Annotated in this window: 21 protein-coding genes; 16 read left to right on the plus strand and 5 right to left on the minus strand. The window is 60.3% G+C overall.

All coding sequences use genetic code 11. The annotated features are described in order from the left end of the window. Positions 1-2131, plus strand: a 2131-nt coding sequence (locus tag CGA22_RS23605; protein ID WP_188258725.1) for an RHS repeat-associated core domain-containing protein, incomplete at its 5' end; no start/stop codon positions are given. A 4-nt stretch (positions 2132-2135) separates the two neighbouring features. Then, positions 2136-2537, plus strand: coding sequence for a hypothetical protein (locus tag CGA22_RS23610; protein ID WP_041022340.1), 402 nt, complete (start codon positions 2136-2138; stop codon positions 2535-2537). A gap of 177 nt (positions 2538-2714) precedes the next feature. Here CGA22_RS23610 and CGA22_RS23615 read toward each other — a convergent pair whose 3' ends face one another. Further along, on the minus strand, positions 2715-3626 hold the full coding sequence (locus tag CGA22_RS23615; RefSeq protein WP_041022335.1) for a LysR family transcriptional regulator: 912 nt from the start codon (positions 3624-3626) through the stop codon (positions 2715-2717). A gap of 97 nt (positions 3627-3723) precedes the next feature. On the opposite strand from CGA22_RS23615, the gene CGA22_RS23620 reads away from it, so the two are divergent. Continuing rightward, entirely contained in the window at positions 3724-4170 is a 447-nt protein-coding gene (locus CGA22_RS23620; protein WP_041022334.1) for an ester cyclase, read from the plus strand. 13 nt (positions 4171-4183) lie between these two features. Then, positions 4184-5104: an NADP-dependent oxidoreductase gene (locus CGA22_RS23625; protein ID WP_041022333.1), complete on the plus strand. Its 921-nt coding sequence runs from the start codon at positions 4184-4186 to the stop codon at positions 5102-5104. Positions 5105-5204: 100 nt separating this feature from the next. On the opposite strand, the gene CGA22_RS23630 is transcribed toward CGA22_RS23625, so the two are convergent. Continuing rightward, positions 5205-5810, minus strand: a complete 606-nt coding sequence (locus CGA22_RS23630; RefSeq protein ID WP_084213752.1) for a gamma carbonic anhydrase family protein — start codon at positions 5808-5810, stop codon at positions 5205-5207. 182 nt (positions 5811-5992) lie between these two features. Between CGA22_RS23630 and CGA22_RS23635 the strand changes: the two genes are divergently transcribed. From CGA22_RS23635 to CGA22_RS23665, 7 genes are all read left to right on the plus strand, one after another. Next, positions 5993-7270, plus strand: coding sequence for a cystathionine gamma-synthase family protein (locus CGA22_RS23635; RefSeq protein WP_041022332.1), 1278 nt, complete (start codon positions 5993-5995; stop codon positions 7268-7270). A 150-nt stretch (positions 7271-7420) separates the two neighbouring features. Beyond that, on the plus strand, positions 7421-8851 hold the full coding sequence (locus CGA22_RS23640; RefSeq protein ID WP_041022331.1) for an amino acid permease: 1431 nt from the start codon (positions 7421-7423) through the stop codon (positions 8849-8851). A gap of 36 nt (positions 8852-8887) precedes the next feature. Continuing rightward, positions 8888-9778, plus strand: a complete 891-nt coding sequence (locus CGA22_RS23645) for a LysR substrate-binding domain-containing protein (RefSeq protein ID WP_024780783.1) — start codon at positions 8888-8890, stop codon at positions 9776-9778. A gap of 16 nt (positions 9779-9794) precedes the next feature. Next, complete coding sequence (gene thrC, locus CGA22_RS23650; protein WP_041022330.1) at positions 9795-11174, plus strand: threonine synthase; 1380 nt, start codon at positions 9795-9797, stop codon at positions 11172-11174. 9 nt (positions 11175-11183) lie between these two features. Further along, positions 11184-11621 carry an Lrp/AsnC family transcriptional regulator gene (locus CGA22_RS23655; protein ID WP_041022329.1) on the plus strand — a complete coding sequence of 146 codons (438 nt, stop codon included), beginning with the start codon at positions 11184-11186 and terminating at the stop codon, positions 11619-11621. 320 nt (positions 11622-11941) lie between these two features. Continuing rightward, positions 11942-12991 (plus strand): homoserine dehydrogenase, encoded by a 1050-nt coding sequence (locus tag CGA22_RS23660; protein ID WP_188258726.1) that lies wholly within the window; start codon positions 11942-11944, stop codon positions 12989-12991. Positions 12992-12994: 3 nt separating this feature from the next. Further along, a complete protein-coding gene (locus CGA22_RS23665; protein WP_041022327.1) occupies positions 12995-14407 on the plus strand; it encodes an aldehyde dehydrogenase family protein in 1413 nt (470 codons plus the stop codon). A gap of 90 nt (positions 14408-14497) precedes the next feature. On the opposite strand, the gene CGA22_RS23670 is transcribed toward CGA22_RS23665, so the two are convergent. From CGA22_RS23670 to CGA22_RS23680, 3 genes are read right to left on the minus strand one after another with little or no spacing between them, the layout of a single operon-like run. Then, on the minus strand, positions 14498-15454 hold the full coding sequence (locus CGA22_RS23670) for a hypothetical protein (protein ID WP_041022326.1): 957 nt from the start codon (positions 15452-15454) through the stop codon (positions 14498-14500). A gap of 17 nt (positions 15455-15471) precedes the next feature. Next, positions 15472-15741: an acyl carrier protein gene (locus CGA22_RS23675; protein WP_024780075.1), complete on the minus strand. Its 270-nt coding sequence runs from the start codon at positions 15739-15741 to the stop codon at positions 15472-15474. 20 nt (positions 15742-15761) lie between these two features. Further along, positions 15762-16946, minus strand: a complete 1185-nt coding sequence (locus CGA22_RS23680) for a hypothetical protein (protein ID WP_041022325.1) — start codon at positions 16944-16946, stop codon at positions 15762-15764. Positions 16947-17218: 272 nt separating this feature from the next. Between CGA22_RS23680 and CGA22_RS23685 the strand changes: the two genes are divergently transcribed. From CGA22_RS23685 to CGA22_RS23705, 5 genes are read left to right on the plus strand one after another with little or no spacing between them, the layout of a single operon-like run. Then, positions 17219-18685: an AMP-binding protein gene (locus CGA22_RS23685; RefSeq protein WP_041022324.1), complete on the plus strand. Its 1467-nt coding sequence runs from the start codon at positions 17219-17221 to the stop codon at positions 18683-18685. A 51-nt stretch (positions 18686-18736) separates the two neighbouring features. After that, the gene (locus CGA22_RS23690) at positions 18737-19681 is read left to right on the plus strand and encodes a chlorinating enzyme (RefSeq protein WP_041022323.1); all 945 of its coding nucleotides are present in this window, start codon (positions 18737-18739) and stop codon (positions 19679-19681) included. A gap of 53 nt (positions 19682-19734) precedes the next feature. Next, on the plus strand, positions 19735-20652 hold the full coding sequence (locus CGA22_RS23695; RefSeq protein ID WP_041022322.1) for a hypothetical protein: 918 nt from the start codon (positions 19735-19737) through the stop codon (positions 20650-20652). Positions 20653-20684: 32 nt separating this feature from the next. Then, the gene (locus tag CGA22_RS23700) at positions 20685-20936 is read left to right on the plus strand and encodes an acyl carrier protein (RefSeq protein WP_041022321.1); all 252 of its coding nucleotides are present in this window, start codon (positions 20685-20687) and stop codon (positions 20934-20936) included. 43 nt (positions 20937-20979) lie between these two features. Beyond that, positions 20980-22299 (plus strand): tetratricopeptide repeat protein, encoded by a 1320-nt coding sequence (locus CGA22_RS23705; protein WP_041022320.1) that lies wholly within the window; start codon positions 20980-20982, stop codon positions 22297-22299. The last annotated feature ends 18 nt before the right edge of the window (positions 22300-22317 follow it).

The raw sequence follows: 22317 nt of genomic DNA on the forward strand, positions 1-22317 counted from the left end.
GGCCTGGACCTACAACGCCTATGGCAAGGTCATCTCCGAGCGCGACGAACAGGGCCGCGTCACCCGCTACGAATACGCCGACGATCTGCATCTGGTCAGCCGCCGTCTCAATCCCGACGGCAGCACGCTGCACTACCGCTACGACTCGGCGCGGTTGCTGCTGACCGAGATCGAGAACGAATCCGGCGAAAAATATCAGCTGGACTATACCCCCAGCGGCTTGATCCGACAGCAAATCGGCTTCGACGGCCAACGCACCGCCTATGCCTACGACCTCAATGGGCACCTGCTGGAGAAAACCGACTTCGGTGCCGACGGCAGCCAGCTTGTCACCGCCTACCAGCGCGACACGGCCGGACGCCTGCTGATCAAGACCCTGCCCGACGGCCAGACAATCCAGTACCGCTACGACGGGCTGGGCCGACTGGTCCATGTCGATGACGGCAGCGACCATCCGCTGGCCTTCGAATACGACGCCCAGGACCGGCTGATCACCGAGCACCAGGGCTGGGGGACCCTGCGCTATGGCTATGACGCCTGCGGGCGGCTCAATCACCTGCGCCTGCCGGACAACAGCCAGCTCGACTACCACCATGCCCCGGGCGGTGCACTGACCGCCATCGACCTGAACGGCGCACGCCTCACCGAACACCAGCTGCGTGGCGGCCGCGAATATCAGCGCCAACAAGGCCTGCTGCTCAGCCAGTACGAACACGACGAACAGGGCCGGCTCAAGGCCCACAGCGTGCTGCAGAACCAGCAGACCTTGTTCTGGCGCGATTATGCCTACAGCCCCAAGGGCAACCTCGCCGCCCTTTCCGACAGCCGTCGAGGGCGGCGCGAGTACCAGTACGACCCGCTGGACCGCCTGACCCGGATCGAGCATTCCCACACCGATCCCGCGGAACACTTCGCCCACGACCCGGCCGGCAACCTGTTGATGCAGGACCGCCCCGGCCCGACCCACCTCAAGGGTAATCGCCTGCTGATGGAGGGCGACCGCCACTACGACTACGACGCCTTCGGCAACCTGATCCGCGAACGCCGGGGCAAGGCCCAGGTCCTCGTCACCGAATACCGCTACGACAGCCAGCACCGCCTGATCGGCGTCACCACGGCGGGCGGCCGCGAAACGTCCTACCGCTACGACGCCTTCGGCCGACGCATCAGCAAGACCGTGGCCGGCCTGACCACCGAGTTCTTCTGGCAGGGCGACCAACTCGTCGCCGAAAGCAGCCGCCAGCACCACCGCAGCTACCTCTACGAACCCGGCACCTTCCGCCCGCTGGCGCTGCTCGACGGCAAAGGCCTCAACGCCTGCCCGTTCTACTACCACCTCGATCACCTGGGCACGCCCCAGGAACTGACCAACTACGGCGGCCAGGTCGTCTGGTCGGCGCGCTATAACGGCTACGGCAAGGTCCGCGAGATCCAGCACGACGGCGGCGAACAACTGGAACAACCGCTGCGCTTCCAGGGCCAATACTTCGACCCGGAAAGCGGCCTGCACTACAACCGGCACCGCTACTACAATCCGGAAACGGGCCGCTACCTGACCCCTGATCCAAGCAAACTGGCGGGTGGACTCAATGGGTACCGGTACACCCTGAACCCGACGGGGTGGGTGGATCCGTTGGGGTTGGTGGATTGTCCGGGGAAGGGTGGGTGCAGGCCGGCGGTTGCGGAGCAGGATCCGGCTGCGAAGGTTGGGGTGGGGGAGGACGAATTATCCCCACCAAAACCTAAGTTTCTTTATCGTGGAGATTTGAGAACGCCAGAAGTCATTTTTAAAGAAGGATTTGTGAGTTTGGGAAAAAGCACTGACTTACGGCTTCATGTTTTGGATAATAGAAACCCGCTGAGTAATTTTGTAAGCACCTCCACCGATGTCGATGTTGGGATCGATTTTGGAACAAGATACAGGACGCAAAAAGGGTATTTGTATGTTTTAAAGAGAATCCCTGGGCGCGATGTGAATAAGGAGCTGCCGCGTAAGGATATCCCTTATAGCTACGAACATGAGATCGCAATTCCTGATCGAATAAAGACGGAAGATATCCTTGGGGTCACTCCGTTGAAGAAGGATGGTTCCTATGTTGGGTATTCTTTGCCCAATCCAGAAAGGAAATGAAAAAATGACGAAGCAAGTTGTCGTGATTATCAAAGATGGCAAAAGGGAAGAGGCACAGCTAGATGTGGATGCTGCGAAATCAACTATTTCTTTAACCTTTAAAAGCGGCTGGAAAAAAAAGTATTCTGGACTGGATGTGTATTCATGCCTTGGTGAAATTATCAAGGAGCACTCCAATCTAAAATTTTTATGTAAAGGAGCTAAGTTGAGCGTGCGCCCTTCCAGCATGTCCTCTCAAATGTCATCAGGAATAGTGGCATATGATCATGTCTTGGGTGTACGTGCCTCAAGAGCGAGTCTCGTAAATATATTTGATTATGAAGATCAGCAAATAGTGAGCGATCCTCAGCTACAAAAAGACTATTTCTTCCGTTGGCTAGAGTCTATAAAAGATATAGATGAGTAAAGTCTCGTGCTTCGCTTTCAGAAGCCCCTCAACTTAAGGGGTGACTTCGGGGGCGACTTAAGGGGTGACTTCGGGGGTAGCAGTCTCCGTTCAGTTCAAGAGGCCGAGCCAAGGCTACCACCATCCACTGTTGAAGAGAGTCAACTCAGGGCCAGACACCAGCGGATCAAATGTAAATCAAACCCGCCCAGCCACTTCCTCAACCACCCCCCTGAACCACTGCTGTGCCGGATGAGACTCGCTGCGCCGGTGCCAGATCAGGTCGAACGCCATCCGAGGCAACGTCACCGGCGGTGGAAACATCACCAGCTTGTTGCTGCCCGCCGCGCCCATCGCCACCCGTTTCATCACCGTGGCGGTCAAGCGGGTGCGGGCGATCAGTGAGGGCACTGCGAACATCTGCGGCAGTGTCAGGGCCAGCTCGCGCTGCTTGCCCTGTTGAGCAAGGGCGTGATCCACCAAACCGTGCAAGTCTCCTTCAGGCGAGACCAGCACATGGCGAAGCTCCAGGTAGGTCTTCAGGGTCATGGCGCGACGGGCCACCGGATGGTCATGGGCGACGATGGTGACGAATTCATCTGTAAGCACGGTCCGGCTCAATATCCGCGCCGCGGCCTGAGTCGGCGGCACGCCCACCGCCGCGTCGATCAGGCCACTGTCCAACATGTCGACGGCATGGTCACGGTCGTTGAACGCATACACATTCACCGAAACCCCCGGCGCCTGCTCTGCAAGTGCCTGCAATAGCGCAGGCAGGAGCACATAGGCCGGGTAATCGGAGAGGCCGAGTTTGAACACCAGCGAAGCCTTGCCAGGCTCGAACTCGGGCCGCTCTACCAATGCGACTTGAAGCTGGTGCAGCGCCTGGGCAATCGGCACCGCCAGATCCCGAGCCCGGGGCGTCGGCAAAAGCCCTTCGGCACTGCGGGCAAACAACCCATCGCCAAGCAGCGTTCGCAGCCGCGCCAACGCGGCACTCATCGCCGGCTGACTCACCCCCACCCGAGCCGCCGCGCGGGTGACATTGCGCTCAGTCATCAGCGCGTCGAAGGCCACCAGCAGGTTCAAATCAATCCCATGAAAATCCATAAATCAAATAATCATTCATATCGGCTATTTGTTAGACGGATCATAGCCCTCAATCCCAAACTCTCGCTACCACCCCACTTCAATGGCGAGAACTTCAATGACCCCATCAACCACCCACCTTGCCGAACAGCTGCGCGCCGAGCGCCTGGCCGTCGAAACCTTCTACCGCGCGTTCAGCGACCAACAGCCGGACCTCGTCGACGAAGTACTTACCCGTGACTGGGACGACATCCCGTTGGCACCTGGCCAGGCACCTGGCCCGGAAGGCATCAAGGCCATCATCCGCAGCTTCGTCCAGGCGTTTCCCGATGTGCGGATCGTCGTCCACGACATGGTCCAGGAGCCAGGAAAAATGGGCGTGCGCGCCGAAATTACCGGCACCCATCAAGGCGAACTCTTCGGCATCGCCGCCACCGGCAAGCAGGTCAGTTTCCGCATCCATGAATTCCACACGTTCCGTGACGCGAAGCTGACCACGACATGGCACATGGAAGACTGGTTTGCCCTGTTCCTTCAACTCGGCCAGTTCCCTGCCCAGGCCTGAAAGGAGTTTTCCCATGAAGAGCGCTTTGATTAATGAGTTCGGCGGCCCGGATGTCATCGTCGACGGCGAAGCCACGTTACGAAACCCACACCCCAACGAAGTGGTCGTGCGCGTTGAGGCCGCCAGCGTCAATCCGCTGGACGTCAAGATACTCGCCGGTTACATGCAACCGATCTTCCCGGTGGAGTTTCCCTATGCCCCAGGGACCGATTTCAGCGGTGTGATTGAGTCCGTCGGCGAGCAGGTGAGCGTCCTCAAGACCGGAGACCGGGTGGTCGGACGAACCTCCCCCGAGCAGGGCGGTGCGTTCGCCACCCATCTGGTCATCGCCGCCTCTGAGCTCTGTGTCATTCCCGCGCAGATGAGTTTCGAACAGGCCGCCGCATTGCCGACCGCGTATGGCACGGCCAGGCAGGCGCTTTTCGATATCGGCAGGTTGCAGCGCGGCCAACGCGTGCTGATTCACGCCGGTGCCGGTGGCGTCGGTAGCATGGCAGTCCAACTGGCTCATCTTGCCGGCTGCCATGTGATCGCAACGGCCTCGGCGAAGAACCTCGAACTGCTGAAAAGCTTGGGCGCCGACGAGGTCATCGACTATCGAACCCAGACCCTGGACAGCGTGCGTGAAGTCGATCTGGTGCTCGACACCCTGGGCGGCGAAACGCTGGAAGAATCCTGGCAAGTGCTGCGCCCAGGCGGACGCATCTCGACCCTGGTGGAATTCAACATCGAAGGCCGGGACGGTCGCGCGGGTGAGTTCGTCTTCTTCGCCAGCGCCGTGCCTTTCCTTCCCGAGGCGATTCGGCAGTTCAGTGCGGGGCAGTTGCAGATCGTCATTGATTCAACTTTCACACTGGCTGAAACCCGAGCAGCGTTGGAAAAGGTTGCCACTGGGCATGCCCGAGGGAAGGTGGTTATTCGCCCGGGGAACTGATTGTCAACCTGCCACCTGACGTTTCACTGTCGGTTAGTTGCCCGCGAGTTCAGCGGGGTGATTGTCTTCAACTCTGAAGGGGCTTGCAGACCAAGCAGAGTCAACCGTCTGTAGAATCGCCGCGCTCGCGCAGGAAGCGTGCGTAACGTTCCATCATTTGCCGGACGACGTCCTCGCTCTCGCGGTCGACGCCAAAAACGTACCGGGGGAAATCCAGATCCTTCTGCACGTTCCAGATCTGTTCATGCTGGTCCGGGGAAAAGTACTGTGCCGGGTCGCCTACGGCGATCCAGCCGATCGGTACCGTCGCGCCTGGCTCTACCACGGTCTTGATGTGTACCACCCCATTGATGCGGATCTCCGCGCCTTTGCCGATGCGAGCGCCGTTGAAAACGGACGCGCCGGTGGCGACAAACACCTCATCGTCAATCCAGCAACCGGTCAGGTGAGAGTGTGGTCCTACCATCACGTGATTGCCGATCCGACAGTCATCGTGGGAAGTGCTGCGGATGACCGCATTCTCCATGACGATACAGTTTTCCCCGATTACCAACGCGCCGCCCTCCGCGACGAGTACCGCGCCGTGCCCTACGACAGTACCGGCGCCAATGGACACATTGCCTTCCAGCACAGCGCTTGAGGCGATTTTCGTCGTGGGGTGAATGTTCCGCTGTTCGGTGGGATTGAGTTTGGATTTGTCAGTCACAGGCAAGGCTCCTCTCCATGATTAAAGCATCGATTCCCCTCCGCATCTTCGCACCCAGCCATTAAAAAAAGCAGACCTTTGGCACCGATAACATCGTTTCTCGGGCGGTTTTCTTTTCCCTATATTGGCTGCCAGATCCGGTGAATGACTCAGCATTCACCCCCTAAGTGCGAGTAGCCTCAATGAATAACAAACCTGACAGCGCAGGGCTTGATAACGCAGGAGCGGGAACCCGGGCAGTCTGGGGTGGCGAGCAGGTCAGGCATCCCTACAACGCCACGCAAACCCCCATCGTGGTCAGCGCCGCGTACGGTTATGACGATATCGACGTCTGGTACGACGTCGCCTTGGGCAAGGCGCCGGGCTTTATCTACAGCCGCATGAGCAACCCCACCGTCGAGACCCTCGAAGCCAAGATCCGTGAACTGGAAATGGCCGAGTCCGCCGTGGCGTTCAGCACCGGCATGGCGGCGATCAGCAGTGTGCTCTACACCTTCCTGGCCCAGGGCGATCGGGTGGTGTCCACCAAGGACAGCTACGGCGGCACCAACAAGATTTTCGAAGAATTCCTGCCGCGCATGGGGGTGGAGGCGACCTTGTGCGAGACTTTCGATCACGATGAGATCGAACGGGAAATCGCCAAGGGCTGCCAGGTGGTGTACCTGGAAACCCCGACCAACCCGACCCTGAAAATCCTCGATATCCAGCGTCTGGTGGCGGCGGCCAAGCGGGTCGGCGCCGTGGTGGTGGCGGATAACACCTTCGCCACGCCGCTCAACCAGAACCCCCTGGTATTGGGCGTGGACGTGGTGATCCACAGCGCGACCAAGTTCCTCAGCGGCCATGGCGATGTGCTCGGCGGCCTGGTCTGTGGCCGCGAAGCCCTGATGGCCAAGGTGCGGCATTATCGGGAAATCAACGGTGCGGCACTGGACCCGTTCTCGGCCTTCATGATCATTCGTGGCATGAAAACCCTGGTGCTGCGCATGCGTCAGCAGCAAGCCAGCGCGCGTGCCCTGGCGGAGTTCCTGTGCACCGAGCCGCTGGTGGAATCGGTCAACTATCCCGGCCTGCCCAATCACCCGAACCACGCCGTGGCGTGTGCGCAAATGGCCGGCTTTGGCGCCATCGTCAGTTTCGTCCTGGTCGGAGGCATGGACACCGTCACCGCGCTGCTGCCGCGTCTGCGCTTCGCCCACTGCGCGGGCAACCTGGGTGCGGTGGAAACCATCTATGGCCCGGCGCGCACCACCAGCCATGTCGAAAACACCCTGGAGGAACGGCTGGCCCTGGGCATCTCCGAGGGGCTGGTGCGGGTCTCGGTGGGCATCGAAGACACCGATGATTTGCTCGACGATTTGAAGCAGGCGTTCGCCTTTGTCCGGGCTTCGCGGGAACAGCGGACGCAAGCGAATACCCACGCTTCAACCCTGGAAGTGTGCACCGAAACCAGCCGTTGAACCATCAGCGTCAGACCCCCGCGACAAGGCGGTCACGGGGGTGTTCATGAATAGGAAAATAATAAAACCGGATGACGACCCGTGTTGTCTCTGTGCTGTCACTGCGCGCAGAGGTCGGAGCGTGTCCTCACGACTTTCATGAGAGCAACCATGTCCATAAAACAAGAACAACTCAGTACGCAGGTCGGCTTCAAGCAGGAGATGCAAACCCGCCATATCGTCATGCTGGCATTGGGTGGCGTGATCGGCACCGGGCTTTTTCTCACGTCCGGCTACACCGTGAACCAGGCCGGTCCGTTGGGTGCGGTGATCGCTTACATCATCGGTGCCTTGATGGTGTACATGGTGATGATGTGCCTCGGTGAACTGGCGGTGCAGATGCCGGAAACCGGTTCCTTCAGCACCTACGCCACGCGCTTCCTCGGCCCGGGTACCGGTTATACCGTGGCCTGGTTGTACTGGCTGACCTGGACCGTGGCCATCGGGTCCGAATTCACCGCCGCCGGTATCCTGATGGCACGCTGGTTTCCAGATACACCGGTATGGATCTGGAGCGCGCTGTTCGCCTGCGTGGTGTTCCTGAGCAACGTGGTCTCGGTGCGCTTGTTCGCCGAAACCGAGTTCTGGTTGTCCTTGGTCAAGGTCGCGACCGTGGTGGCGTTCCTGCTGATCGGCGGCGGCGCGATTCTCGGCCTGCTGCACATCGATCAGGCCCACAGCATCGGCTTGAGCAACTTCACCCGCGAAGGGCTTTTCCCCACCGGTTTCATGCCGATTGCCATGACGCTGCTGGCGGTTTCGTTTGCCTTCTCCGGCACGGAGCTGATCGGTATCGCCGCCGGTGAAACCAAGGATCCCCAGCGCAATGTGCCTCGCGCCATCCGCACCACCGTGCTGCGCCTGGCGATCTTCTTCGTCGGGACCATCTTCGTCCTGTCGACCTTGTTGCCCCGCGAGCAGGCCGGGATCGTCGAAAGCCCCTTCGTCACCGTGTTCACCTACATCGGCATTCCGTACTCCGCCGACATCATGAACTTCGTGATCATCAGTGCCTTGCTGTCGGCCGCCAACTCCGGCCTGTACGCCGCCTCTCGGATGCTCTGGACTCTGAGCGACCAAGGCCACCTGCCCAAGCAGTTCTCGGCCCTGACCCGCATGGGCACGCCCCTCAACGCGATCATCGTCAGCATGGCCGGCGGCGCCGCCTCGTTGCTCAGCAGCGTCTTTGCCGCCGACACCATCTACCTGGCGCTGGTGTCGATCTCCGGGTTGGCCGTGGTGGTGGTGTGGATGAGCATCGCCGCCAGCCAGATTGCCTTCCGCCGTCATTACGTCGCCAATGGCGGTGATGTGCGCCACCTCAAGTTCCGCGTCCGTGGCTATCCGTGGGTGCCGCTGGGGGCGTTGGTGTCCTGCGGGTTGGCGTGCGTCGGGATTGCTTTCGATCCGGAACAACGGGTGGCGTTGTACTTCGGCTTGCCATTCATCGCCTGGTGCTATTTCGTGTACTTCATTACCCGCAAAAGCCGCGAGCAACGCTTGCTGGTGAACCCGTTGGCGCAGCCGTCCGATGCAATTTAGGCGGTGCCGGGGGGAGGGCGTCAATGAGGCAGGATCATGAAGCAGAAACCGTTACCCCCGTTGAACTGGCTGCGGGCATTCGAAGTGTCGGCCCGCTGCCTGAACTTCACCCACGCCGCCGAGGAGTTGTGCTTGACCCAAGGCGCGGTGAGCCAGCAGATCCGTCAGCTGGAAAGCCACTTGGGGGTGGCACTGTTCAAACGCCTGCCCCGTGGCTTGGGTCTGACCGAGGAGGGCCAGTCCTACCTGCCGGTGGTACAGGATGCGATTACGCGCCTGGCGGTGGGGACCAACGAGATTTTCGGCCAGCACAAGCGCCGGCCGATCAAGGTCCGCGGCAGCCTGGCGTTCTTCGTGCATTGGCTGGCGCCGAAACTGGTGGACTTCCGCCAGGCCCATCCCCAGGTCGACATCCGCTACATCAGCAACATCTGGGTCAAGGAACTGGATGGCGAGGACGACCTGGAAATTCGCTGGGGTCATGGTCAGTGGTCCGGCCTGGTGTCGCAGCGGCTGACCTGGGACACCTTGTTCCCCGTCTGCTCGCCAGCGCTGATGGCACGCTCGCCGCTGCAGGAACCGGCGGACGTGGCGAAGCATCCGCTGTTGCATGTATTGGGGTATGAAGAAGGCTGGGGGTACTGGCTGAACATGGTCGGTGCCGACCACGTTGATTCGTCGACGGGCATGCAATTCGACACGCTGGTCTGCACCTTGCGCATGGCCGAGCTCGGACAGGGGATCGCCCTGGCCCGGTCGTCGATGGTCGCTGACCTGCTTGAGGAGGGACGCCTGGTCGAACCCTTCACCCAGCGCATCGAAGCCAGCGAGTCGTTCTACCTGGTACGCGGTTCCGGGACCGAGCAGCACCCCGACGCCGTCATGTTCGCCACCTGGCTGGTCGAGCAGGCACATCGTTTCAAATGAATGGCCGGAGCCAACCATGCGCTATGTAAGTACCCGAAACTCGGCCGTGCAGGTCGATTTCGAAAAGGTCGTGTTATCGGGCATAGCCCCGGACGGCGGGCTGTTCGTGCCGCTGGAGCTGCCGCTGTTCGAACCCCAGGAGATTGCCAACTGGTCGACCTTGTCCTATGACGAGCTGGCTTATCGAGTGATGAGCCCGTTCGTGGGCGAGACGATTCCCGAGGCAGACCTCAAGCGCATGCTCAAGGAGGCTGGCAGCCAATTCAGCCATCGCTCCCTGGCGCCCCTGCATCAGGTGGATCGCAACGAATGGGTCCTGGAACTGTTCCATGGCCCGACCCGCTCCTCGAAGGATTTCGCCGCCCAGCTCCAGGCTCGGCTGGTGCAATATTTCCTGCGCAAACGCGACTGTCGCGCCGTGGTGATCGGCGCCACCAATGGCGATACCGGGCTGGCGGCCATCGAAGCCTTCAAGCACTGCGAGGAAACCGTGGTGGTCGTGGTCTACCCGGAAGCGGGCGTACCCCAGGACCAGCTCCGGCACCTCCAGGCGGTGGCGCATCCCCGGGTCCACCAGTTCGCCGTCAATGGCAGCTTCGACGAGTGCCAGACCCTCGTCAGTCGGTTGTTCCGCCAGTGGCCGTGCACCCGGCACGAAGCGATCAGTTTCAACTCCAGCAACTGGGTGGGGGTGCTGGCGCAGTTGGTGTTCTATTTCCACGCCGTACTGCAACTGGGCGGCGGCCAGCGGCCCATCGGCTTCAGCGTGCCGGCGGCGAGTTTTGCCGAGGTCTATGCCGGTTACATTGCACAGAAGATGGGCTTGCCGATCACCCAGATGATCGTGGCGACCAACCAGAACGATGCGCTGCACCAGTTGTTCTTGAAGAACCACTACTCCCGGTTGCGTGCCAACAAAACCTTGTCGCCGGCCATGGACCTGTCGATCTTTTCCAACCTGGAGCGCTTTCTCTGGGAGCTCTACGGGCATGACGACCAGGCTGTGAGCGCGCTGATGGAACACTTCGAAAGCAGCGGCGAGATGACCATCGCCAACGAGTTCTGGCTGCAGGCACGGATGATCATCGACTCCTATGCCGTCAGCGATGAACAGACCCTGGAAGAAATCACCTCGCTGTACCGCGACACCGGCTACGTCATCGACCCCCACACCGCCACCGGCGTGCTTGCGGCCAGGTTGTACCGGCGAAGCCTGGTGGCGCCGATGGTGACCCTGGGGGAAATCTCACCGGCCAAATCGGCGGTGTTGCTTGGTGAGTTGGGGATCAGCGTTTCGCCGCTGCATCACCCGCTCGCGGAACACGGCCTGGTGCAGATCCATCGGATCCAGGCGGACGACCTCGACACCCTCCACCAACTGCTCGGCACGCTGTAAGGAGGCTCCGTGAAGCGAATTCTCGACCCGCTCGACGAACGCATCATCGCCGAACTGCGCCTCAACGCCCGGGCCGCCCATGCCGAGCTGGCGGCGAAGGTCAACCTGTCGCGCAATGCCGTGCGCCAACGCATCGAACGCCTCGAACGCGACGGGGCGATCCAGGGTTATACGGTGCGGACGGGGGAGGGGCTTTCGGCAGCGTCGAACATCAATGCGGTGATTTTCGTCTACCGCTACGACCGCATGCGCGGCGCGGAAGTATTGCAGGCGCTGCAAGCCATGCCGGAAGTGCTTCAGTGCGACGTGATGAGTGGCGAATTCGACCTGATGCTGCGGGTCGGCGCGGCGAGCCCGGAGCGGGTGCACAGGGTCTGGAAGGAAATCTCGGCATTGCCTGGGGTGGAGAACACTGTCACCTCATTCGTACTGTCGTCAGTAATCTGAAACTGTAGAAGCGGACACATAAGCCCTGTGGGAGCGAGCCTGCTCGCGATAGCGGTAGACCAGCCGACTTCGATGTTGACTGCCCTGGCCCTATCGCGAGCAGGCTCGCTCCCACAGGGGCTATGTGTCTGTTGATCGTTCCCACGCTCCCGCGTGGGAATGCCGCCAGGGACGCTCCGCGTTCCGCGCCTGATCGACCCAGACAAATCCCTGGTCAAAACGCCCATAAAATAGAGCAAATTGGCATATTTCACTGCCCAGCCCACCCCCCTAACCTAGATCCAACCACCTCATCACCCGGATCAAGGGACACAACAAAAATGACTGAATACAAACTGGCGCTGGTCGGCTTCGGCGGTGTGAATCGGGCATTGGCGCAATTGATCGCCGAGCGTAACGACCGCTGGAAAACCGAACTGGGTTTCACCCTGAAAATCGTCGGCGTGACCGACCTGTTCCTTGGCTCGGTCATGGGCCGCGAAGGCCTGGACGCCGCACTGCTGGCCAAGCTGCCGGCGACCAAGGGTGCCTTCGCGCAATGGCCGGGTGGCAACGCCGAAGCCCTCAATGAAGCCGTGATCAAAGAGAGCGGCGCGGACATCATCGCCGAAGCTACCTTCACCAACCCGGTGGACGGCGAGCCCGCTACGTCGTTCTGCCGCTGGGCCCTGGAAGGCGGCAAGCACGTCGTCACCACCAACAAGGGACCGATTGCCCTGCATGGCGCCGAGCTGAAAGCACTGGCCCGCCGCAACAACGTCGCCTTTGAATACGAAGGCTCGGTGATGAGCGGCACGCCGGTCATTCGCGTCGCCAAGCAGTCGCTGGCCGGCAGTGCGATGACGGGTTTCGAGGGCATCCTCAACGGCACCTCCAATTTCGTCCTCACTTGCATGGAAAACGGACTGGGGTTTGCCGAAGCGGTCAGCAAGGCACAAGCGCTGGGCTATGCCGAAGCCGATCCGACCGCGGATGTCGAAGGACACGACGTGCGCCTCAAAGTGGTGATCCTGGCGAACGAACTGCTCGACGCCAAGCTGAAAGTCAGCGATGTCAGCTGCAAAGGGATTTCCTCCCTTGACCTCGGCGACATCGAAAAAGCCCGCCAGGACGGCGCCTGCTGGAAACTCATCGGCGCCGCCAGCCGACACGCCAACGGCTCGATCAGCGCCAGCGTCGAACCGCGCCTGTTGAGCCACGATCATCCGCTCGCCGGCGTGAGCGGCGCCATCAACGCCGTGTCGTTCACCTCCGAACTGCTCGGCGCCGTGACGGTGTCCGGCCCTGGAGCCGGGCGCACGGAAACGGCGTTTGCGCTGCTCTCGGACATCATCGCCATCCACCAGTCTGCCGTGCGCAACCAGGAGTAACCCATGAACGTATCTCGACTGGCCCTGGCTGTGACGCAAGCGCACATCGACGTCCTCAACCCCTTTGACGGCAGCGTCGTCGGCACCGTCGCGGATGTCTGCGCCTCCCAGGTCTCGCAGTTGCTGGCGACCGGCCGCAGCGGCGCGCGCACCTGCGCCGCGCTTCCCCGTCATCGCCGCGCCAGCATCCTCGAGCAGGCGGCATCGAACATCCAGCGCGACGCCCAGGCGTTTGCCCGGCTGATCGTCGATGAAGCCGGCAAGACCCTCAAGCAGGCCGAAAAGGAAGTCAAACGCTGCATCAACACCCTCAAGTTGTCCGCCGAAGAAGCCCGGCGCAACGCCGGAGAAGTGGTGCCGTTCGATGCCTATGACGGCGCCGAATCGCGCCAGGGCTGGTTCTCCCGCGAGCCCCTGGGCCTGATCGTTGCCATCACGCCCTACAACGACCCGCTGAACCTGGTGGCCCACAAACTCGGCCCAGCCATTGCCGGCGGCAACGCGGTGATTCTCAAACCGTCCGAGCTGACGCCGTTGTCGGCGCTGAAATTGGTCTCGTATCTGGTTTCGGCGGGTTTGCCTGAATCCGTGGTCACCGTCGCCACCGGCCGCGCCGAACTCGGCAAAGCCCTGGTCGCCGCCCGCGAGGTGCGCATGATCTCCTTCACCGGCGGCTTCGTCACCGGCGAACAAATCGCCCGCACCGCCGGCCTGAAGAAACTCGCCATGGACCTGGGCGGCAACGCACCGGTCATCGTCATGGGCGATTGCGACCTCGACGCGGCCGTTGAAAGTTGCCTGTCCGGCGCCTTCTGGGCCGCCGGCCAGAACTGCATCGGCACCCAACGCCTGCTGATCCAGGCTCCGATCTACGCAGCCTTCCGCGAACGTTTCGTCAGCCAGGCCCAAGCGCTGGTGGTGGGCAATCCCTTGCTGGCCGACACCGACATCGGCCCGATGATCACCCCGCAAGCCGCACAAAATGCCGAGCACGTGGTGAACGAGGCCCTGCAAGAAGGCGCCACCTTACTCTGCGGCCACCGCCGCCAAGGCGCCTGCTACGCCGCCACCGTCCTGGAAAACGTCGACCACGCCAGTCGCCTGTGGCGCAACGAAGTCTTCGCCCCGGTGGTGGTGTTACAGCCTTTCGAGACGTTTGATGAAGCGGTGGAATTGGCCAACGAACCTGAGTACAGCTTGCATGCTGGGATCTTCACCAACGACCTGACCACCGCCATGAGCGCTGCACGGCGAATCGAGGCCGGAGGCGTAATGATCAACGACTCCTCGGACTTCCGCTTCGACGCCATGCCATTCGGCGGCTCCAAATACGGCAGCCTGGGGCGGGAAGGGGTGCGGTTTGCCTATGAGGAAATGACCCAGCCGAAGGTGGTGTGCCTGAATACGTTGGGTTGAACGATCCGGGTATCGGGGAGCGCTGTCCGCCTGGCTTCGGCCCCGGCTGACAGGCAGCATTGGCGGCGCCCCCCGGCGCGAGCGGTCCTGTCAGGCCTGGGCCATTCTTCGTTGATGCTGCGAACGCAGATCGCCGAGGTATTCGGCTTCCAGTCCTTCCAGGGCGGCGCAACGGTCGATCAGGTCGCGGCGACGAACCTTGCCGGTAATTTGCGCCATGACCATCAAGCCTTTGAGCACGCCGGCTTCTTTGGCAAACCGCTCGACCCGTTCTATGGTCGCCTCGGGTACACCCGTCATCGACAGGTACCGGGCAAAGCAATGGCGGGAGCCGGCCAGGAGCGTGAACACATCATGCAGCGCGCGAAACTTGGTCGTGTTGCAGGCCAGGGGATTGTCGAGCAGCTGTTCCAGGTGGGCGTAGAACCAGGGTTGCGCCTGGAAGTTATCCAGGAATGCCTGATGCCGCTGTCGGAATGCCGCGTCGACATCGTGTTGTTGAGTCGGCGTCCATTCCAGGCAAAACATTCGCCGACTGCCCTCATTCTGGAAGAACTGATCAAGCACCTCCTGGGGGTATCGGTACTCGCACAGCACGCTGGCGGGGTTGTCATCGACGATGTCCCAGCTGCCATCGGTATTGGCCTGGCGCAGCACGACAACGTGCTGGGCATGTGAGCTGCGGTATTCGGGACAGTGGGCAAAGTAATACACATCCCCCGACAGGAAGGCGCAGCCGTAAGCCTGGATCTGCTGATGGATGACGGGCAGCAGATCATCCAGGCGCTCGGCTTTGCGCTCGTGAAAACGTACGCCCAGCAGCGCCAGGTCGTCGGCGGCGAAATAGGGGCTTTGCAGCGCGTACTTGGCTTTGTTCTCCACCACCATTTGCTGGAAGATGTCGTCCACCGCAGGCAGCGCGTTATAAAAAAGCCAGTCCACTTCAATGCCCAGGCGCTTCATGAACACAACGGCATGACGCTGGAAGCAGTTGAGGAAACGCCGGTCGTACAGATGTACATCGTAGGGGAACTGTTGTTCTTCCATGACGGGCAATCCTTGGCCTAGGCAGTCAGGTAGTGGTTCAGGAGAAGCCCGGCGACGGACGCCGGGCTGCCCAGGAACTGGGGGGCCAGATGGTCGGTTTCGAACTCGATTTGAAAGGCGTCTTCCAGGCGCGTCACCAGGAGCATCAGCTTCATCGAGTCAACACCTGCTTCGAGAAAAGACAACTCAGGGTTGACCTGGACGCTCTGGGGCGCCACTTCCTTCATCAATTGGTAGATCTGTGCGAGTACGGTGTTTCGATCGGTTTCAAGGTCTGTGGAACTCATCGGGTGCCTCCGTCAATCAATCATAAACGCGCCAGCGGAACGGGCTGCGAGGCTCGACGCAACTGAGCCAGCCCCAGCAGCCCAATGGCGGTGACCAGGCCGGTGCCGATCATCAGCCCTGGGCCGGATGCCGGGCCGAAGACCGATGCAGAGGTTGCAAAGGTCAATAACAAAGGGCCGGTGGCCTGCATCGAGTACGCACAGAACGTGCTGCGACTGCCCACCAATGCCGCCTGGGCATCGTTGTTCGCGCAGCGCATCAATTGGCTGCGAACGGCGATTCGCAGGTGGTTGGTGACGAATCCGACCAGAAACGCCCCGACCAGCGATAGCAGCACTTGGGGCGCCAGGACCATCAGCGCGTCGACCACGATCAGACAGGTCGCGAACATCACCAGGCGATGTTTGCCCAGCGGCATCAGCGCGGCCAGGAAAGCCCCGATGCCCGCGACGCCGGAAGCGATGCCGAAACTGGTGGGGCTCCAATGGTTAACTTGCTGATAGACGACGGGCATCATGCTGTTGAATGCGCCGATATGCAGGGCAATCAGCCCAAGGCAGGCCATCCAGCCGTAAGGCATTTCGAAGGTATCGTCAGGGTGTTTCCTGGTCTGCGTGGGCGCAGGGCCCGGCGTCTCGATCGCTACGCTACGTTTCATCCTGCCAGCCAGCAAGACCGGGCTGAGGGCCGCGCCCGTCAGTGCCACGGCGATCAGAAAGACCGAATCATCGAGCAGGCCCAACAGCGCTCCTCCGGCCAACGAGCCCGTGAAGCCACCGACCTGGATGGCGGTTTGCATATAACGCGCGGCATCGTCCGCCGGTAGCCAGCCGGCGACGACCCGGCGGGTATTCTCGATTTCCAGGGAGCTGGCGGTAAGGAAGTCGACCGTACCCACCATCAATGCGATCAGCAGGAATACACCGAGAACCGTGGCCAGTCCAAACCAGGCAAAGAGTGCCGCAATGACAAAGGCGGAGACCCGCAACGCGACCAGCCAGGCAGCGCCGATGTTGGCCGCTCGCCCTCGGCTCAGCAGGTCCAGCGCGAACGGTACAGCCACCGAGAGGCACAGGACGACACCCAGGGGGACGCTCGAACCGGACAGTTTGAGCGACATCCAGATCACGCCGGTCAGTACAGCCTGGTCACAAGCCGTGGAAAGCGCTACGACACCGTAGAACAGCAAGTTTCGCGACGACATGAATGGAACTCCGGTGGGGCCAATCGCGTGACCGGTGAGTGACGAAAGCATGGACCGTCGAACGATTTCCTCGAGAAAAACCGCAGGCCATCGCCTTCATGATCGGCTGAAAGGCGCTACGAGGACGCCTGAAAATACCCAGGCCCCGACACGCTCCGCAACTTGCGTTAGCAAAACTAAAGGCCACTGCAAAAACCTAACGCAACGCCACGAGCGCGGTTGCCGGTAGTAGGCTCTGACCACCGATGACATCGGACGCAGGAGCGAGCAGCGTGAGTGAAGGACTGCAAACACTGATTTCAAAGTTGAAAGAGAACCCGCGCAACACGGTTGTGTTTCACGGACGTAGTGAAATGGAGCGTGTCCGGTTCTCTGACTTGCACCAGGCTGTTTCGCTTGTCTCGCAGCGGCTCGGCGAGTTTGGCCTGGAGGCGGGCATGCAGGTCGCGATGGTCGCCGAGAACGGCAAGGCGGCTTTTTTGCTGGATCTCGCCTTGTTGAATATCGGCTGTATCGCCCTGCAGGTTCCCGAGAAAACCGCGGGGAGCGCCCTGGCCGACATCGGCCTGCAGAACATTGCCTTTCTGCTGGTCAGCGCCTTGCACAGAGATGAGGTGGACACCGGTTCGTGGGAGCCCATTGGAACACTGCAGGGGATGAGCCTGTTCCGCAACCCGGCCTGTTCGAATGCATTCGCCCCGGTCGCGGGGCCCATTATTTTTTCGTCCGGGACGAGCGGCAAAGAGAAGAAGATTCGCGTCAATAATGCGACCGTCCTGCTGAATGCCCGGCAGTTTTTTTCAGCCATCGATGCCCGACAAGACGACAGTTTCCTGATCTTCCTGCCCCTTTCCAATTATCAGCAGAAGTTGTTGATCTACGGCTGCATCGATACCGGCATCGATATTGTTCTCAGTGACATGCAGAACGTCATGCAGGCCCTGAAGCAAACATCCCCCAGCCTGTTTCTGGCTCCTCCGCTTTTTTATGACTCGATGTGGCGCCTGGCGGATGGACGCGGGGAAAAGCTGCGCGAGTTGTTCGGTACGGGCATGCGGCAGATGTGGAGTGGCATGGCTGCGCTGCCGTCGGTCATCCTGGAGGGATATCGCGCTGGCGGGCTGCCGCTGCTCGAAGCCTATGGCATGACGGAGTACGGCCCGATCGCCGTCAACACCCTCCAGCATAACCGGCCCGGTTCGGTGGGACGGGCGCTGGTTCCAGGCAGCGTGACGCTGGAAAGTGACGGGGAAATTCTACTCAGGTCGAGTCAACGGTTGACCTGCGGTTATGTGGACCAGCCTGTTGACGTCGAGCAAGCGGTGTATCGGGATGAGGTCGCGATCGCCACGGGCGACGTCGGTCGCATCGACGATGAGGGCTTTATTTTCATCGAGGGGCGCAAGAACGACACGATCATCACCTCGGGTGGCCAGAAAATTCACCCCACGGCCGTCGAACAATCATTCAACAGCCTGCCTTGTGTGCAGTATGCCGTCGCGCTGGGTGCTCGCCGGCCTCACCTGGGGATGTTGCTGGTGGTCGAACAGATCGATTCGAGCGCCCGGCAACTGATTGAAAAAACCATCAGCGATTACAACGTCGGTGCCAGCGTACCGATACGCAACTATTTCCTGTCCACCGAGCCGTTCACCGCCGAGAACGGTTTGCTGACCCGGAACCTGAAGCTGCAGCGCAAGAACATATCGTCCCGATACGAAACTTGCGTATTCAACTGAGTCGTCACGCAAACATTGATCTTCCACACTGAGAAGGCAAGGAGATTTACCTTGGACGCGTTAAAAGAAGACTTCGGACTTAGCGATGAGGAAATTGCTTTTTTCTTCAAGAATGGATACGTAAAGCCGTTCAAGGTCTACGAGCCTGAAGAGATGGAACGGCAATGGCGAACGGTGCGCCTGCAGACACTGGATCGCAGCAATGCGGTTTATTCCGACAATACCATCTCCAACTCAGGCAGTAATAACCTCGCCAACTATGACCGGCATCTGGATATTCCTTTTCTCGGTCAACACGTTTGTAACCCCAAGATCGTACATAAAGTGCGTAGTCTCATGGGCAAAGACTTGCTGTGCTGGCGCACCGAGTTCTTCTCGAAGTACCCGGGCGATGCCGGGACCGACTGGCACCAGGCAAACACCTTCGCTGGGGTGGCGGGGCGTCCTCATATCATCTGGCCCGATGACTCGGGGCGTCGCGGGACGCTGACCGCCTGGACCGCTTTCACCGACACGATGAAAGACACGGCCTGTATGGCGATCGTCCCCGGCACCCACAACATGATGCATTACGACGAAGATAAGCGCCTGATATTCAATCCGGAAAAAAACAACGACCTCGTCAAGGACGGTGTTCGTCGTGGGTTGTGGGGTTACGACTACCGCGATCTGCAAGTCGATCCGGATTGGAAGCCTGACGAGTCGAAAGCGGTCTACTTCGAGATGAAAGCCGGCGAATGCGTGATTTTCTGGTCGACGGTGCTGCATTCCTCGCTTCCGCACCTGGGCCTGACCGACAAGATGCGCCTGGGCTATTCCGCTCGCTACGTGCCACCAGAGGTGCTCATCCACCCCGATACCGACATGCTCCACGAGTTCGGTGGAGAGGTCAGCCTCGAAAACTACGGCGCTGTCGTGGTGTCGGGCGAGAACCGCTATACCCATAACCGCATTCGCGAAAAGAACATGCTGGGCGAGCCGTTCATCCCTGCCTGATCACTCTCGGGCCGGATCGTCTCCGGCCCTGTTCTGTATAAGGACGAATGCGCATGCGCATAATGATTGACGCTTGTTCCTACGCCTTGGGTGAAGTCGAACGTCCTTATCACGATGTGCCTGACTTCAAGAATATGCTTGATCGCTTTGGTTATCCGGATGAACCCTCGGTATTTGGCTGGGGAAGTTACTTCAAGACCGACGGCGATATATTCGACCTGGGCATCAGGTCCGCTCGCCAGACCCTGGCCCAGAGCCGCGTATCTTCGGACGATGTCGATTTCGTCATGTTCTGCTCGACCTGTTTTCCCGGAAACGAGATCGAGTACATCAATTACAACGTTCGACTCTATGAACGTCTGGAACTGAAGAAAGCGTTTCCCATCGGCATCACGCTGAACAACTGCATCAGTTTCATGAGTGCGATCGTGATGGCTGAAAGCATGGTGCGCAGCGGGATCTACAACAACATCCTGATCATCACCGCCGACAAGGTCTACGACGAGTCCATACGCTTCAACAACTTCGCCTTGCTCAGCGATTCGGCGGCCAGTTGCCTGGTGACCCGTTGCGATGGGCCGGGCCTGGAAATAGTGTCCGCGCGTTTCGGTGTCAGCCAGGATCCGATCACCTCCAATCACGGAAAAGACGAGCCTGAGCTTTACGGGCGCATCCTGACTGACGTACTGGAGGCTAGCGCGGTAACCCTGGCCGATGTCAGCAAAGTGTTTTGCAACAACATCTTCCGTCCAGTGACGCAGCTCAAGGAAACCCGTCTCGGGTTTTCGCGCCGGCAGCTGTACCTGGATAACGTGGCGCGCTGCGGGCACTGCTTCTCGGCAGATACGTTAATCAACTACGTCGACTATGCCCGACAGAACACGCCGGCCGAGGACCAGAAATTCCTGTTCTCGATCGATGCCCCCAACCTGCGCGCCAACCTGCTTGCTCAATACAAACATCAACCGTGACTCATCCCATATCGCTCTCTGGAGGAATGCCCATGAACATGCCAACCCAGGAACTGCACACTCCGACCGACACCCATACGTTGTCGACGGTCCACGCCATTTGGGCCGAAGTGCTCAAGCATCCGGCGCAAACCGACCAGGCGGACTTCTTCGACGCCGGAGGCAACTCGATGCTGCTGATCGCGATACTGAACCTGGTCCATGAGCGGCTCGACCGCGAGATCAACCCGGCCGCGCTGGTCGACGGTATCACCCCGGCCAGGCTCGCTGAACTGGCCGCCTGAGCATGCCCAGGTCGACGCAGAGACCCACAGGGAAGGATTTTTTATGATCGAGTTCATTGATTCTCGCGGTGTGCCTGTGCGAGTGCAGGACGCCGCCGAAGCAGACGAATTGGAGACTGCCCTGACGGGCATTCTTGGAATGGAGTTCGATCCACTCCCACTCCTGCAGCGGCGCGAAGTGCGTTGCCCGATTTCTCGGTTGATCGAAAGTGTCGTCAGGTTATCGAGCATGGAAGACCGGCAGATCCAGCAGGCCACGCTGCTGCTGGGCAGTCTCGACCCTGAACAGTTGAACCCCCGTGAGCGAGGGCATCTGGCGGCCTGCAATCACTGGGTCAACCAGGACTATGATCTGGCCCACGCCTGCTGGCGCGAACTGTTGGTCCAGCATCCGCGCGACATCGTGGCCTTGTTCAGCGTGCATATGCTCGAGTTCAACATGGGGTGGACCGAGCGGATGCGCGAAACCGTGGTCGCGATAAGGCCCTTCTGGGAACCCGCGCATCCGCTGTATGGGTACGTGCGGGGCATCGAAGCCTTTGCCCTGGTGGAAAACGGCGACTATGACGCCGCGAGTATCGCGGCCGAGTGCGCGCTGGCGATCAACCCTCGGGACATCTATGCGATCCATGCCGCCTGTCACGTCGGCTACGAGCGTGGGCAGTACGCCCAAACGCTGAAGTGGCTGGACGACACCGAGCGTAATTGGGCCGACAACCTCTGCATGCGCATTCACCTGTGGTGGCATCACGCGCTGTTCAATCTCTACATGCAGCGCCCGGATGCGGTCCTGCAGACGTTTCATCAGAAAATCAGGATCAAGAACGACCCCGACGGATATGAGGATCTGGACGCAGTCAGTCTGTTGTGGCGCTTGTCGCTGACGGGGGTGGATGTCTCCGAGCTGTGGCAGGAAGTGGCGCAATACTGGATGCCGTCCATCGATCAATCACAGTACTGGTTCAACGATGTGCATTCGATCATGGCGATGGCCAGCTCCAATCACCAAGTGCTGGTGCAGCGCATCTTGCGACGTATCGACGCGACGTATGCCAAGGTTCCGATGATTGCCAACGTGACTCGCACCGTTTGCCGGGGGCTGATTGCCTTCCAGCAAGAGGACTACGACAGTGCCCTGGAATTATTGAGCAAGATATTGCCGGCGGTGCGGGCCATTGGCGGCAGCAATGCGCAACGTGATCTGCTGGAACTGACCACGATCGAGGCGGCCATACGGGCCCGGCAATTCGATCGTGCAAGACAGCTCATCCAACAGGGACGCAGCCTGCGTCACCCTTCACCCTTTCGTACATTCTTTGTCGACCGTTTACAGGATGAGGAACCGATCCACCTGCGAGCTTGACCGGGCGGGCCCGTGCGT

Source organism: Pseudomonas sp. PSB18, assembly GCF_014596565.1.
Lineage (GTDB): Bacteria > Pseudomonadota > Gammaproteobacteria > Pseudomonadales > Pseudomonadaceae > Aquipseudomonas.

What these genes read in the sequence shown, in the direction of transcription:
- CGA22_RS23610 (WP_041022340.1), top strand. Translation starts at nt 2,136, where the DNA reads ATGACGAAGCAAGTTGTCGTGATTATCAAAGATGGCAAAAGGGAAGAG.
- CGA22_RS23670 (WP_041022326.1), bottom strand. Translation starts at nt 15,454, where the DNA reads ATGGAAGAACAACAGTTCCCCTACGATGTACATCTGTACGACCGGCGT.
- CGA22_RS23700 (WP_041022321.1), top strand. Translation starts at nt 20,685, where the DNA reads ATGAACATGCCAACCCAGGAACTGCACACTCCGACCGACACCCATACG.
- CGA22_RS23680 (WP_041022325.1), bottom strand. Translation starts at nt 16,946, where the DNA reads ATGTCGTCGCGAAACTTGCTGTTCTACGGTGTCGTAGCGCTTTCCACG.
- CGA22_RS23625 (WP_041022333.1), top strand. Translation starts at nt 4,184, where the DNA reads ATGAAGAGCGCTTTGATTAATGAGTTCGGCGGCCCGGATGTCATCGTC.
- CGA22_RS23645 (WP_024780783.1), top strand. Translation starts at nt 8,888, where the DNA reads ATGAAGCAGAAACCGTTACCCCCGTTGAACTGGCTGCGGGCATTCGAA.
- CGA22_RS23615 (WP_041022335.1), bottom strand. Translation starts at nt 3,626, where the DNA reads ATGGATTTTCATGGGATTGATTTGAACCTGCTGGTGGCCTTCGACGCG.
- CGA22_RS23660 (WP_188258726.1), top strand. Translation starts at nt 11,942, where the DNA reads ATGACTGAATACAAACTGGCGCTGGTCGGCTTCGGCGGTGTGAATCGG.
- CGA22_RS23665 (WP_041022327.1), top strand. Translation starts at nt 12,995, where the DNA reads ATGAACGTATCTCGACTGGCCCTGGCTGTGACGCAAGCGCACATCGAC.
- CGA22_RS23635 (WP_041022332.1), top strand. Translation starts at nt 5,993, where the DNA reads ATGAATAACAAACCTGACAGCGCAGGGCTTGATAACGCAGGAGCGGGA.
- CGA22_RS23695 (WP_041022322.1), top strand. Translation starts at nt 19,735, where the DNA reads ATGCGCATAATGATTGACGCTTGTTCCTACGCCTTGGGTGAAGTCGAA.
- CGA22_RS23705 (WP_041022320.1), top strand. Translation starts at nt 20,980, where the DNA reads ATGATCGAGTTCATTGATTCTCGCGGTGTGCCTGTGCGAGTGCAGGAC.
- CGA22_RS23675 (WP_024780075.1), bottom strand. Translation starts at nt 15,741, where the DNA reads ATGAGTTCCACAGACCTTGAAACCGATCGAAACACCGTACTCGCACAG.
- thrC (WP_041022330.1), top strand. Translation starts at nt 9,795, where the DNA reads ATGCGCTATGTAAGTACCCGAAACTCGGCCGTGCAGGTCGATTTCGAA.
- CGA22_RS23640 (WP_041022331.1), top strand. Translation starts at nt 7,421, where the DNA reads ATGTCCATAAAACAAGAACAACTCAGTACGCAGGTCGGCTTCAAGCAG.
- CGA22_RS23620 (WP_041022334.1), top strand. Translation starts at nt 3,724, where the DNA reads ATGACCCCATCAACCACCCACCTTGCCGAACAGCTGCGCGCCGAGCGC.